The sequence below is a fragment of the Rhodanobacter sp. UC4448_H15 genome (genome assembly GCF_052978265.1).
Genome location: NZ_CM129665.1, coordinates 2,162,684 through 2,176,287 on the forward strand (window position 1 = coordinate 2,162,684; position 13,604 = coordinate 2,176,287).

9 protein-coding genes are annotated in these 13,604 nt (G+C 68.6%); 3 read left to right on the top strand and 6 right to left on the bottom strand.

From position 1 onward, the window contains the following. Nucleotides 1–117: 117 nt before the first annotated feature. The 6 genes from lpdA to ACVCMI_RS09745 all read right to left on the bottom strand — a co-directional run bounded on the left by lpdA (nucleotide 118) and on the right by ACVCMI_RS09745 (nucleotide 9,012). Entirely contained in the window at nucleotides 118–1,542 is a 1,425-nt protein-coding gene (gene lpdA / locus ACVCMI_RS09720) for a dihydrolipoyl dehydrogenase (RefSeq protein WP_447098981.1), read from the bottom strand. A 142-nt stretch (nucleotides 1,543–1,684) separates the two neighbouring features. After that, nucleotides 1,685–2,878 carry a 2-oxoglutarate dehydrogenase complex dihydrolipoyllysine-residue succinyltransferase gene (gene odhB / locus ACVCMI_RS09725; protein ID WP_447098980.1) on the bottom strand — a complete coding sequence of 398 codons (1,194 nt, stop codon included), beginning with the start codon at nucleotides 2,876–2,878 and terminating at the stop codon, nucleotides 1,685–1,687. Between the two features lie 81 nt (nucleotides 2,879–2,959). Then, nucleotides 2,960–5,800 carry a 2-oxoglutarate dehydrogenase E1 component gene (locus ACVCMI_RS09730; RefSeq protein ID WP_447098979.1) on the bottom strand — a complete coding sequence of 947 codons (2,841 nt, stop codon included), beginning with the start codon at nucleotides 5,798–5,800 and terminating at the stop codon, nucleotides 2,960–2,962. 303 nt (nucleotides 5,801–6,103) lie between these two features. Further along, nucleotides 6,104–7,057, bottom strand: a complete 954-nt coding sequence (locus ACVCMI_RS09735) for a GNAT family N-acetyltransferase (RefSeq protein WP_447098978.1) — start codon at nucleotides 7,055–7,057, stop codon at nucleotides 6,104–6,106. Further along, entirely contained in the window at nucleotides 7,054–8,250 is a 1,197-nt protein-coding gene (locus tag ACVCMI_RS09740) for a JmjC domain-containing protein (protein WP_447098977.1), read from the bottom strand. Before ACVCMI_RS09740 ends, ACVCMI_RS09735 begins: the two co-directional genes overlap by 4 nt. A gap of 21 nt (nucleotides 8,251–8,271) precedes the next feature. Further along, nucleotides 8,272–9,012, bottom strand: coding sequence for a sulfite exporter TauE/SafE family protein (locus tag ACVCMI_RS09745; protein ID WP_395118340.1), 741 nt, complete (start codon nucleotides 9,010–9,012; stop codon nucleotides 8,272–8,274). Between the two features lie 158 nt (nucleotides 9,013–9,170). On the opposite strand from ACVCMI_RS09745, the gene ACVCMI_RS09750 reads away from it, so the two are divergent. The 3 genes from ACVCMI_RS09750 to ACVCMI_RS09760 all read left to right on the top strand — a co-directional run bounded on the left by ACVCMI_RS09750 (nucleotide 9,171) and on the right by ACVCMI_RS09760 (nucleotide 13,539). Then, the gene (locus ACVCMI_RS09750; protein ID WP_447099552.1) at nucleotides 9,171–11,045 is read left to right on the top strand and encodes an assimilatory sulfite reductase (NADPH) flavoprotein subunit; all 1,875 of its coding nucleotides are present in this window, start codon (nucleotides 9,171–9,173) and stop codon (nucleotides 11,043–11,045) included. 83 nt (nucleotides 11,046–11,128) lie between these two features. Then, entirely contained in the window at nucleotides 11,129–12,823 is a 1,695-nt protein-coding gene (gene cysI, locus ACVCMI_RS09755; RefSeq protein ID WP_447098975.1) for an assimilatory sulfite reductase (NADPH) hemoprotein subunit, read from the top strand. Further along, nucleotides 12,820–13,539 carry a phosphoadenylyl-sulfate reductase gene (locus tag ACVCMI_RS09760; protein WP_447098974.1) on the top strand — a complete coding sequence of 240 codons (720 nt, stop codon included), beginning with the start codon at nucleotides 12,820–12,822 and terminating at the stop codon, nucleotides 13,537–13,539. The genes cysI and ACVCMI_RS09760 overlap by 4 nt, the downstream gene beginning before the upstream one ends. The last annotated feature ends 65 nt before the right edge of the window (nucleotides 13,540–13,604 follow it).

Genomic DNA, 13,604 nt, shown 5'->3' on the forward strand with positions numbered 1-13,604 from the left:
AGAAAAGAGTGTGCGCTTGCATGCTCTCTCTCGTTTCTCACTTCTCTCCACTCATTTCTGAAAAAGAGCGACCCGCCCATGTCGCCACGAGCGGGCCGCGTTGGCTCTGCGCGGGCTTCAGTTGCCCTTGTGGATGGCGCGTTTGTCGACCGACAAGGCGGCTTCGTGCACGGCTTCGGACAGGGTCGGATGGGCGTGGACGATGCGGGCGAGGTCCTCGGAGGACCCCTTGAACTCCATCGCCACCACGCACTCGGCGATCAGCTCGGAGACACCCGGACCCACCATGTGCACGCCCAGGATGCGGTCGGTTTCGGCGTGCGCAATCATCTTCACCTGGCCGACCGCCTCGTTCATCGCGACGGCACGGCCGATCGCGGCGAACGGGAAAGTGCCGACCTTGTACGGCACGCCCTCGTCCTTGAGCTGCTTCTCGGTCTTGCCGGCCCAGGCGATCTCCGGCTCGGTGTAGATCACCCACGGGATCGTGTCGTAGCTGACGTGGCCGGCCTTGCCGGCGATCCACTCGGCGACCGCCATGCCTTCCTCGAAACCCTTGTGCGCGAGCATCGGGCCGCGCACCGCGTCGCCGACCGCCCACACGCCGTCCACGCCGGTGTGGCAATGCTCGTCGACCACGATGCGGCCGCGCTCGTCCAGCTTCACGCCGGTGTCGTCGGCCAGCAGGCCGGCGGTATAGGCGCGGCGGCCCACGGCGACCAGCAGCTTGTCGACGACGAGCTTCTGCTCGCCGTCCTTGTCGGTGTAGACCAGGTGCACGCCGTCCTTCTTCACCTCAGCCTTGTTGAGCTTGGCGTTGAGCTTGATGTCCAGGCCCTGTTTGGCGAATTCCCTGGCGGCGACCTTGGCGACGTCCGCGTCGGCGACGGCGAGGAATTCCGGCAGCGCCTCGATCACGGTGACTTCCGCGCCCAGGCGGCGCCACACGCTGCCCAGCTCCAGTCCGATCACGCCGGCGCCGATCACGCCCAGGCGCTTCGGCACGGCATCGAGTTCCAGCGCGCCGGCGTTGTCGATGATGTTCTTGCCGTCGAACTTCGCGAACGGCAACTCGATCGGCACCGAACCGGAAGCCAGGATCACGTTGGTGGCAGCGATGGTCTGCCTGGCGCCGTCGTTGCCGGTGACCTCGACCTGGTTGCCCTTCAGCAGCTTGCCGGTGCCGAAGAAGCTGGTGATCTTGTTGGCCTTGAACAGTTGCGCCACGCCGCCGGTGAACTGCTTGACGATCTTTTCCTTGCGGCCGATGAAGGTCTTGAGGTCGACCTTGGCATTCTCGACGGTGATTCCGTGCACGGGAAGATTGTGCGCGAGGTTGTAGAACTGCTTGGAGGAGTCGAGCAGCGCCTTCGACGGGATACAGCCCACGTTGAGGCAGGTGCCGCCGAGTGCCTGCTTGCCATCCTTGCCGACAAAGGCATCGACCACGGCGGTCTTCAGGCCCAGCTGCGCGGCGCGGATCGCGGCGTGGTAACCGGCCGGGCCCGCACCGATGACGATGACATCGAATTTGTCGCTCATGATTTTCCTCTTTGCTCTTTCCTTCTCCCGCCGGGAGAAGGTGGCGCGAAGCGCCGGATGAGGGTGCGGGCGGAGCGAGGCGTTGCGGTATCACCGAACCCTCGCCCCAACCCCTCTCCCGGCGGGAGAGGGGCTCAAGCGATCACAGACCCAACAGCATCCGCTGCGGATTCTCCAGCTGGTTCTTGATGTCGACCAGGAACAGCACCGCGTCCTTGCCGTCGATGATGCGGTGGTCGTAGCTGAGCGCGATGTACATCATCGGCGCGGCGATGATCTGGCCGTTCTCGACGATCGGGCGCTCCTTGATCGTATGCATGCCGAGGATCGCGCTCTGCGGCGGGTTCACGATCGGCGTCGACAGCAGCGAGCCGAAGGTGCCGCCGTTGGTGATGGTAAAGGTGCCGCCCTGCAGGTCGTCCAGCGACAGCTTGTTCGCGCGCGCCTTGACGGCGTAGTCGGCGATGCCCTTCTCGACGTCGGCGAAGCTCATGTCCTGCACGTCGCGCAGCACCGGCGTGACCAGGCCCTTGTCGGTGGACACGGCGATCGAGATGTCCTGGTAGCCGTGGTAGATCACGTCGTTGCCGTCGACCGACGCGTTGACGAACGGATAGCGCTTCAGCGCCTCGGCTGCCGCCTTGACGAAGAAGCTCATGAAGCCGAGCTTGATGCCGTGTTCCTTCTGGAACGCGTCGCCGAGGGCTTTGCGCATCTTCACCACTTCGGCCAGGTTCACCTCGTTGAACGAGGTCAGCATGGCGATCGAGTTCTTCGACTGCATCAGGCGCTCGGCGATGCGCGCGCGCATGCGGGTCATCGGCACGCGCTCTTCCGGGCGGACGCCCGGGGTCGGTTTCGCGGCCGGCGCGGCGGCGGGAGCTGCGGCAGGGCGCGAACCGGCGTTGACCACGTCTTCCTTGATGATGCGACCGTCGCGGCCGGTGCCGGCGATGGCGGAGGTGTCGACCTTGCTCTCGGTGGCCACGCGCTGCGCGGCGGGCGAAAGCTCGGCGGCGGCCTTCGACGCGGCGGGGGCGGGCGCCGCGGCCGCGGGCGCCGGAGCGGCGGCGGCCGGAGCCGGCGCAGCCGCCGTGGCGCCTTCCTCGATGATCGCGATGACCTGCTCGCTGTTCACCGTGTCGCCGACCTCGTGCCTGATCTCCTTCAACACGCCGTCAACCGGCGCGGGCACTTCCAGCACCACCTTGTCGGTTTCCAGATCCACCAGGTTCTCGTCGCGCTTCACCGCGTCACCGGCCTTCTTGTGCCAGCTGGCGATGGTGGCGTCGGAGACGGACTCGGGCAGCACGGGGACTTTCAGTTCGATGGACATAAGAGGCTCTTGGGTTTGTGCGACTGTCGATGGACACAAGAAGCAGGGGCGGCCAATCGCGACCGCCCCGTTCGAAACGGATTACTCGGCGGCGTGGTCGGTACCGACCGGCTCGACCAGGGCCTGTTCGACCAGCGCCGCCTGTTCGGCGACGTGCGTGTTGTGGTGGCCGGCGGCCGGCGCCGGCGAGCGCGCGCGACCGGCGTACGACAGGCTGTGCTTGCTGCCCGTGCAGGCTTGCAGGTGATGGCGGATCTGGAACCAGGCGCCCTGGTTCATGGGCTCCTCCTGGCACCAGATCACTTCCTTCGCCGACGGATACTTGTCCAGCTCGGCGCTGACCTCCACGCGGGGGAACGGGTACAACTGCTCGACGCGCACGATCGCCACGTCGGTCAGGGCGCGCTTCTCGGCTTCCTCCAGCAGGTCGTAGTAGACCTTGCCCGAGCACAGCACCACGCGCTTGACCTTCTTCGCGGTCAGCTTTCGATGCTCGCCGATCACCAGCTGGAAGCTGCCGTTGGCCAGCTCGTCCAGGCTCGACACCGCCAGCTTGTGGCGCAGCAGCGATTTGGGCGTCATCACGATCAGCGGCTTGCGCGCGGCGCGCAGCATCTGCCGGCGGATCATGTGGAAATCCTGCGCGGGCGTGGTCGGCACGCAGACCTGCATGTTGTCCATCGCGCACAGCTGCAGGAAACGCTCCAGCCGGGCGGAGGAGTGCTCCGGCCCCTGGCCTTCGTAGCCGTGCGGCAGCAGCAGCACCAGGCCGCACAACCGGTTCCACTTCGATTCGCCCGAGCTGATGAACTGGTCGATCACCACCTGCGCGCCGTTGGCGAAGTCGCCGAACTGGGCTTCCCAGATGTTGAGGGTGTCCGGGTCGGTGGTGGAGTGGCCGTACTCGAACGCCATCACCGCCTCTTCGCTGAGCAGCGAGTCGATCACCTCGACATCGGCGGTGGCGCGCACTGCGGCCAGCGGCATGTAGGTGTGGCCGTCCTTCTGGTCGTGCAGCACCGCATGGCGGTGGAAGAACGTGCCGCGGCCGGAATCCTGGCCGACCAGACGCATGTCGAAACCGCCGTCGACCAGGGTCGCGTAGGCCAGGTTCTCGGCGAAGCCCCAGTCGGCGGGCTGTTCGCCGGCGGCCATCTTGCGGCGGTCTTCGTAGATCTTGGCCACGCGGCCCTGCAGGGTGAGGTCGGCGGGCAGGGTGAGGATATTGCCGGCCAGTTCCTGCAGCTTGCGCATGGGCACCGTGGTGTCGGTGGGCAGCGACAGCTTGCCGCCGATGAAGCGCGCCCAGTCGACGTGGCCGTCGCGGACGGGGCTGGGGTCCAGGTCGGTCATCGGTGCGCCGGCTTCCAGGCGCTCGCGGTAGGCGTCGAACTGCTTCGCCGCCTCGCCCTCGGCCAGTACGCCGGCCTTCACCAGTTGCTGCTGGTAAAGGTCGCGCGCGGTCGGACGCTTGCGGATGATCTGGTACATCACCGGTTGCGTGGCGGCCGGCTCGTCGGCCTCGTTGTGGCCGTGGCGGCGGTAGCAGACCAGGTCGATCACCGCGTCGCGGCGGAACCGCTTGCGGAAGTCGTAGGCCAGCCGGGTCACCAGGATCACCGCTTCCGGGTCGTCGCCGTTCACGTGCAGCACCGGCGCGTTGACCATCTTGGCCAGGTCGGTGCAGTACATGGTGGAACGCGCGTCCTCCGGATTGGAGGTGGTGAAGCCGACCTGGTTGTTGACCACGATGTGCAGGCTGCCGCCGATCTTGAAGCCGCGTGCCTGCGACATGTTGAACAGTTCCATGTTCACGCCCTGGCCGGCGAACGCGGCGTCGCCGTGGATCAGCACGGCCATCGACTGCGTGTGCGCGGTATCGCGGCGGCGGGTCTGGCGCGCGTGCACCGAGCCGGTCACCACCGGGTTGACGATTTCCAGATGCGAGGGGTTGAACGCCAGCGCCACGTGCACGCCGCCCTTGGGCGTCTTGACGTCGGCGGAGAAGCCCATGTGGTACTTCACGTCGCCGGAGTGGGCCGGGTCGTCGGGATGGTCGAAACGGCCCTCGAACTCGTCGAACAGGGTCTTCGGCGGCTTGCCCAGGATGTTGACCAGCACGTTGAGGCGGCCGCGGTGGGCCATGCCGATCACCAGCTCCTTGATGCCGTTGTCGCCGGCCGCGCGCACCACGTCGTCGAGCATCGGGATCAGGCTGTCGCCGCCTTCCAGCGAGAAGCGCTTCTGGCCGACGTACTTGGTGTGCAGGTAGCGCTCCAAGCCCTCGGCGGCGGTGAGGCCGTCGAGCACGCGCTGCTTGCCGGCCTTGTCCAGGCCGCTCTGGCCGGCGGATTGTTCGAGCCGGCTGTAGATCCAGTTGCGCTGCTCGTGGTTGCTGATGTGCATGAACTCCGCGCCGATCGAGCTGGCGTAGGTCTTCTTCAACCGATCGAGCAGGTCACGCAGTTTCAGCCGCTGGCCGCCGCCAGCGTAGTTGCCGGTGTCGAATTCGGTATCCAGGTCGGCGTCGGACAAGCCGTGGAAGGCCAGGCCGAGATCGGGGGCCGGCATCTTGTCGGCCAGGCCCAGCGGGTCGAGGTCGGCGGCAAGGTGGCCGCGCGAGCGGTAGGCGGTGAGCAGGCGCAGCACGCCGGCCTGCTTGCGCGCGTACTCGTCGCTCATCGGTACGGCGGCGGCGCCGTTGCGGCTCTGTTTCTGCGCCGCCTCGATCCGCGCAATGGCGGCGCCATGCGGGACATCGCCCGATTCGCGACCCTTGAACGTCTCGAAATAACCTGCCCATTCGGCGGGGACGGCCGTGGGGTCGGCCAGCCATGCGTCGTACAGCGATTCCACGTAATCGGCGTTGCCGCCAGCGAGTTGGGAGGATTCGTAGAACTCGCGGATCAGGTTTGTACTCACGTCACCACCGGCAGAAAAAGAGGCTTGCAGCCATCCATGTGAGCTGAACGTCGCGGCTTGCGACCGGTTTTCAAGTCCGACCGGTGGCTCGTGCGGATGACTGGTATCAATCTGCATGATTATACCCTTCGCCCGCCACGGCACGGCAACCCGTGAAATGGTCGCAGACGGCCTGCGGCGCGGCTCCGCGGCCACGATGCACGGCCGCAAACGCGCAAGGGGTGTGGCCTGGTCGCGTTGTGCATCGTCGCGGACGCGGATGGCCACGAGCCAGCTGCGGTTCAGTCCGCGCGGCCGTCTCGCTCAGATATCCAGCCGCTGCAGCGCCGTGGCGCGCTCGGAGCGCTCCCACACCTCGTCGAATTGCTGTTGCAGCGGCGCGGCGCCGGCGCGGTCGTCGCGCGCCGCGCGTCCAGGTGGACGCTCCGCCGCGGGCAGGAACAGGTAACCGCCGACGTCGTTGAGCAGGCAGGCCGAAGGCCAGGCCAGGTCGACGTCGTCCACCGGCACGCGGATCTGGAACGCGCTGGACAGGCGCTGGGCCAGGCCGATCAGTGGATGGTCGGCCTGCAGCGCGGCCTGCGGCTCGTGCAGCAGCACGCGGATCAGCGCACTGCGGCCGGAGGTGGCGATGCGTCGCAACTCGGCCAGTTGTTCCGCATCGGCGAAGGTGTCGGCAGTGAGCGCGGGCAGGCGCACGGCCAGCTGATGACGCGCATCACGCAGCAGTTGCAGCCGCGCCTGCACGCATTCCGCCGCCGTGCCGGTCGCCAGCCGTCCGGGATCGCGACCAGGCGGATGCTCGACCGTCGCGTCCCGCTCGAACACCAGCCGCATGGCGCGGTGTGCCAGCCCCGCGTCCTCGAATTCGTCCCCATATGCCACGAAACCGGCGCGGGTGTAGAAGCCGATCGCGCTGACCTGGGCGTCCAGTGCCACCTCGGGCCAGCCCTGCGCGCGCGCCAGGCCCAGCAGCTCGCGCAGCAGCGCCGCGCCCACGCCCTGGCCGCGCCAGTCCGGCAATACCGCCATGCGGCCGATCTTGTGTTGCGGCGTGAGCCGACCGCAGCCGATCGGGTGGCCGGCATCGTCGCGGGCCAGCACGTGCCAGCAGTCGACGTCCAGCCCGTCGCGCTCGCGCTGCTCGCTCACGCCCTGTTCGTGGATGAACACCGTGGCGCGCAGGTCGAGCAGGGCGGCGCGTTGGTCCTCGCGTGACCAGTCGGCGATCTCGACGTGGAAGTGCTGCAGCTTCATCGGCGGCGGCGCGCCGGGCGCAGCAGCAGGTGGCCGTCGTTGACCAGGGCGAGCAGGAGTTCGCGGTCGGCGGCGACAGGCGTGCGGTCGAAGGCCAGTTCGCGTTCGGCACACAGCCGTTGCGCCAGTTCCACCGAGGCGCCATAGGCCTGGCCACACACGTACAGCACGCCACCGGTCTTGCCGCCCGCCCAGGCCATGCGCGCCCAGGGGTGGCGCAGCAGCCGGGCACCGGCGGCGAGGCGCGCGCCGAACCGCTCCTCGCTCAGTGGATGCTCCGGCGCCACCGGCACCTGAGCGTTGCGGTAGCGGGTGATGAAGCGGCCGAACCAGTCACGCAGCAGGTCCTCGCGCAGGGCGGCGGCAAATGGCAGGGCCGCCTTGAGCCGCTCCAGCGCGGCGCGGTCGATCTCGCCGGCATGCCGGGCCGGGGCCAGGTCGGGATCGGCGTAACGCAACTCGTCAGGCAGCTGCTCGGCGATGTAGTCGGCCAGGTCGCCGGTCAGTTCGGCCTGCGAGGGTGCGCGCATGCCGACGGAGAACGTCATGCACGGGCCGCCGAAGGCGACGCCGTCGTGCGGCACGCCCGGCGGCAGGTAGAGCATGTCACCCGGGTCGAGCAGCCATTCGTGGGTCGGCTCGAACTGCACCAGTTGCTTGAGCTCGATGTCGGGCCGGAACGCCTTCGGTGCCAGCGGATCGTCGCTGATCGCCCAGTGGCGCTGGCCCAGGCCCTGCAGCAGGAACACGTCATACTGATCGATGTGCGCGCCGACGCCGCCGCCGGGTTCGGCGTAGGACACCATCACGTCGTCCATGCGCCAGCTCGGCAGGAACCGGAAGTGTTGCAGCAGGCCGGCCACGTCGGCGTCCCACTTGTCCACGTCCTGCACCAGCAAGGTCCAGTTGCGTGGTGGCGTGGCGGCGAAATCGGCCTCCTCCAGCGGGCTCGACTTGACCCGCCAGCGGTCGCGCACCTCGTCGTGCACGATCAGCCGCGCCAGCGCGGTGGGCTCGCAGGCCAGGCCGGCGAGATCGTCCGGTTGCAGCGGCGGGCGGAAGCCGGGGAAGGCGTTGCGGATCAGCAGCGGGCGCTTCTGCCAGTAGTCGCGCAGGAAACGGGCCGGGCTCATGCCCAGCGGGCGCGTGGCGCTGCCGCGCACTTCGATCGGAAAAGTCGGGGTGGCGTTCATCCGGCCATTGTAGTGGCCGGCTCAGGTGAACAGGCGCACGGTGTTGTTGAGGCCCAGCGCCAGCACTGCCAACCCGGCCAGCGCGGTGGCGACGCGCGCCGGCACGCGTCGCACGAACACGGCGCCGAACGGCGCGGCCAGGGCGCCGCCGATGATCAGCCCGACCACCGCGGCCGCATGGCTGACGCCGATGGTGAGCAGGAAACTGAAGCTGGCGGCCACGCTGACCACGCACTTGGCCAGGTGCACGCTGCCGATCACCGCTCGCGGCTGCAGGCCGCGCGCCAGCAGCGTGGTGACGGTGATCGCGCTCCAGCCGCCGCCGCCGATGGCGTCGACCAGGCCGGCAATGCCGCCGGTGATGCCGGTGCCGCGCGGGACGTCCATGCGTGCGCCGGCCGCTCGTCGGCAGCGCAGCAGCAGGAAGCCGCCCATGCCCAGCAGGTAGGGCGCCAGCAAGGCGCGCAGCCAGGAAGGCGGTACGTGCACGGCGATCCACACGCCGATCAGCGCCCCCAACACGCCGGGGATCACCAGTGCCAGGAACAGCGCGCGGCGCACGTTGCCGGCCAGCAGGTGGCTGAGGCCGGAAGCACCGCAGGTGAAGGCCTCCGCGTAATGCACGCTGGCGCTGGCGGCCACCGGCGGCACGCCCAGCGCCAGCAGCAGGCCGGACGCGGTGACCCCGAAGGCCATGCCCAGCGCGCCGTCGACCAGCTGGGCGAGGGCGCCCACGACCATGAATGCAAGCAGTTCGCTCAAGCGCGTCGGCAACCACATCGGGTGGATGCACAGTATACGGCGCGCCCGGCCGCGCGCAGGAAATGAGCAGCGGACATAACGACATGCCGACAGATGCTTTCCCCGAGTTCGAACCGAAACCTACCATTGTCATATGGACGTAAAGACGTCCAGAAGGAATGACCGTGAACGCTGCGCTGAAATCGCTGCCGCCTGCACCTACGCTCGATCCGGAGCGGCTGGCGCTGCTGGCCCGCTTGACCCACGGCCTGGCACCGGCCGACCTGTACTGGATCGCGGCGTACAGCGCCGCGGCCGCCGCTGGCGGCGTGGTTGCGGCCAGCTTGCCGGGCATGGGCGAGCAACCGGCGGACGCGGGCCGGCGGTTGACCATCGTCTATGGCAGCCAGACCGGCAACTCCCGCCGTGTGGCCGAGCAACTGGCGAACCGCGCCGAGGCCGCCGGCCTGCCGGTGCGCTTGCTGCGCGCCGGCGCCTACCCGCTGCGCGAGCTGGCGCAGGAGCGCTTCCTGAGCGTGGTGATCAGCAGCCAGGGTGACGGCGATCCGCCGGACGATGCGGTGGGTTTCGTCGAGTTCATCGCCGGCAAGCGCGCACCGAAGTTGCCGCAACTGAAGTTCGCCGTGCTGGGCCTGGGCGATTCGAGTTACCCGAAGTACTGCGCGGTCAGCCAGGCGCTGGATGCGCGGCTGGCCGAGCTGGGTGGACAGCGCTTTGCCGAGCTGGGCGAGGCCGACGTGGATTTCGAGGCGGCGGCGGCAGGCTGGTCCGAACGCGCCCTCGCCGCAGCCCGCGAGACGCTCGACGTGCCCGCGACGGCTCCGCGTCAGGGCGCGGCACTGCACGCGGTGCGCACGGTGGCGACATACTCGCGCGAGCAACCGTTCGCCGCCGCCGTGCTGGAGAACCAGCGCATCGTCTCGCGCGACAGTGGGCGCGACGTGCGGCATGTCGAACTGTCGCTGGAAGGTTCGGGCCTGCGTTACGAAGCCGGTGATGCGGTCGGCGTGTGGCCGCGCAACCCGCCGGCGCTGGTCGAGCAGTGGCTGACGACGTTGCGGCTGGATGGCGCTGCGGAAGTCGAACATGGCGGCAAGCACCTGCCGCTGGCGCGCTGGCTGGCCGAGGAGCGCGAAATCACCCGACTGACCCGTCCGTTGGTCGCGGCGCAGGCCGCAGCCACGAGGCATGCAGGTCTGCAGCGCCTGCTGGCTCCGGAGCAGCGCGCCGAGTTCGCCGCCTTGCTGGAAAGCCACCAGCCGATCGATCTCCTGCGCGAGTTTCCCGCCGCGTGGGACGCCGCCGAACTGGTCGCCGCACTGCGCCCGCTGACGCCACGGCTGTATTCGATTGCGTCCAGCCCGAAAGCCGTGGGGCCGGACGAGGTGCACCTGACCGTGGCGGTGGTGGAATACGCTGCGCATGGCAGCACGCATTACGGCGCGGCATCGAGCTTCCTTGCCGGCGCGGGCGATGACGCGGCAGTGCCGGTATTCATCGAACCGAACGAACGCTTCCGCCTGCCGGCCGACGGCAGCCGCGACGTGATCATGATCGGCCCCGGTACCGGCGTCGCCCCGTTCCGCGCCTTCGTGCAGGAGCGCGAGGCGACTGCCGCCAGCGGCCGCAACTGGCTGTTCTTCGGCAACCGCCACTTCGCCCGCGACTTCCTCTACCAGCTCGAGTGGCAGGACGCCTTGCGCCGCGGCAGCCTGAGCCGCCTCGACCTGGCCTTCTCGCGCGACGGCGTGGCTCGTTCAGAGAGTCCGCCCAGGGATGTGCGGGGTGTTGCGAGGGACTCGCACAAGGTCTACGTGCAGCAGCGCCTGCGCGAGAACGGTCGTGAACTGTACGCATGGCTGCGCGAAGGCGCGCATCTGTATGTCTGCGGCGATTCCGCGCACATGGCCCGGGACGTGCACGAAGCCCTGCTGGAGATCGTCGCCACCCACGGCGGGTTGTCCGCCGAGGGCGCGCGGGCCTGGTTGGCCGATCTTCTGCAGCAGGGGCGTTACGCCCGCGATGTCTATTGAGTGAACCGCGTCGTCATTCCCGCCTTCGCGGGAATGACGAACAAATAAGCATGCAACCCGAACGCGAACTGGCTTGAATCCCGATGCCTTCCCACCTGGAAAAGATCAAGATCGAAAGCCGCCTCCTGCGCGGCACCATCGCCGAGGGGCTGGCCGATGCCGTCACCGGCGCGATCGCCGAGAGCGACACCAAGCTGCTGAAGTTCCACGGCAGCTACATGCAGGACGATCGCGACATCCGCGACGAGCGCCGCCGCCAGAAGCTGGAACCGGCGTATGCCTTCATGGTGCGCGCGCGCCTGCCTGGCGGCGTGATGACCCCGGCGCAGTGGCTCGCCTTCGACCGGATCGCCGGCGACTACGCCTCCAGCGGACTGCGCATCACCACGCGGCAGACTTTCCAGTGGCACGGCATCATCAAGCGCGACCTGAAGCCCGCCATCGCGGCGATCAACGCGGCCATGGCCAGCACCATCGCCGCCTGCGGCGACGTCAACCGCAACGTGGTGTGCAACACCAACCCGGTCGAATCGCCGGCGCACGAAGCGGCATACGCGTGGGCGGTGCGCCTGTCCGAGCACCTCAAGCCGAAGACGCGCGCCTACCACGAGTTCTGGCTCGATGGCGAAAAGCTGGTGGGCGAGGAAGCCGCCAACGAAAGCGAACCGCTGTACGGCGCCACCTACCTGCCGCGCAAGTTCAAGATCGGGCTGGCGATCCCGCCGCAGAACGACATCGACGTGTTCGCCCAGGACCTGGCCCTGATCGCCATTGTCGAACACGGCGAGTTGCTTGGATTCAACGTGGGCATCGGCGGCGGCATGGGCGCCACCCATGGCGACCCGGCCACCTATCCGCGGCTGGCCGACGTGATCGGCTTCGTGCGGCCGTCGCAACTCATCGCGCTGGCCGAAACCGTCATCGCCGTGCAGCGCGACCGGGGCGATCGCGAGGAGCGCAAGCATGCGCGGCTGAAGTACACCATCGACACGCTTGGGCTCGGTGCGGTCAAGGCCGAGATCGAGCAGCGCCTGGGCTTCGCGCTGGAGCCGGCGCGCGCGTTCCGTTTCGACAATAACGGCGATCGCTACGGTTGGGTCGAAGGCCATGCCGGGCGCTGGCATCTGACCTTGCAGGTGGAGTCCGGCCGCCTGCTCGACCGCGGAGCGCACACCTGGCTCAGCGGCATGCGCGAACTGGCCGGCGTGCACACCGGCGACATCCGGCTCACCTGCAACCAGAACCTGATCATCGCCAACGTGGCGGCCGCCGATCGCGCCGCGATCGACGCCCTGGTGGCCCGCCACGGCATGGACGGCTACAAAAGGCACAGCGCGATCCGCCAGCACGCGATCGCCTGCGTCGCGCTGCCCACCTGCGGCCTGGCGATGGCCGAGAGCGAGCGCTACCTGCCGACGCTGCTGCCGAAACTGGAAGCCTTGCTGGACCGGCACGGCCTGCTCGACACGCCGATCCTGCTGCGCCTGTCCGGTTGCCCCAACGGCTGCTCGCGTCCTTACCTGGGCGAGATCGCCCTGGTCGGTCGCGGCCCGGGGCGTTACGACCTGCGCCTGGGCGCGGATTTCCGCGGCCAACGCCTGAACCAGGTCTGGCGCGAGAACGTCGACGAAGCGGCCATCCTTGCTGCACTCGACCCGCTGTTCGCGCGCTATGCCGCCGAGCGCGAGGCGGGCGAGGGCTTCGGTGATTTCCTGCTGCGCGCGGCTGTTCTGCAGCCACCACCTGCGCGGCGCATCGCCGCCACGGTGCTCGCGTGAAACCGCTGCCGGCGGACACCGCCCCCGACGCGCAGGCGCTTGCGGGGATCAACGCCATGCTGGCCACGCGCAGCGCTGCGCAGCGGGTGGCGTGGGCGCTGGAGCACCTGCCCGGAGAACACGTGCTGTCGTCCAGTTTCGGGGCGCAGGCCGCCGTGTCGCTGCATCTGGTCAGCCGCCAGCGTCCGGACATCCCGGTGATCCTGATCGATACCGGTTACCTGTTCCCCGAGACCTACCATTTCGTCGACCAACTGACGGCGCGGCTCGGGCTCAATCTCAAGGTCTACCAGTCGCCGCTCAGCCCCGCGCGGATGGAGGCGCGGCACGGCCAGTTGTGGCGCCAGGGAGTGAGTGGCATCGACCAGTACAACCGCGTTCGCAAGATCGAGCCGATGCAGCGCGCGCTCGATGAACTGCATGCCGGCAGCTGGATCGCCGGACTGCGCCGGCAGCAATCGCGCAGCCGCGCCGCGATCGACTTTCTCGAACTCCGCCACGGCCGCTGGAAACTGCACCCGCTGGCCGACTGGAGCGACCGCGACGTCGGCCACTATCTCAGCCGCCATCGCCTGCCGTACCACCCGCTGTGGGAGCAGGGCTACGTCTCGATCGGCGACCACCACACCAGCCGTCGCTGGGAGCCCGGCATGGACCCGGAGGAAACACGCTTCTTCGGCCTCAAGCGCGAGTGCGGACTGCACGGCATCGCGTGACGGTGGGTCCCCGCAGGTCGGGCAGTGCCCGCCGCTCCTGGTCCGGGTGCGTTGAAGAGCAGGCG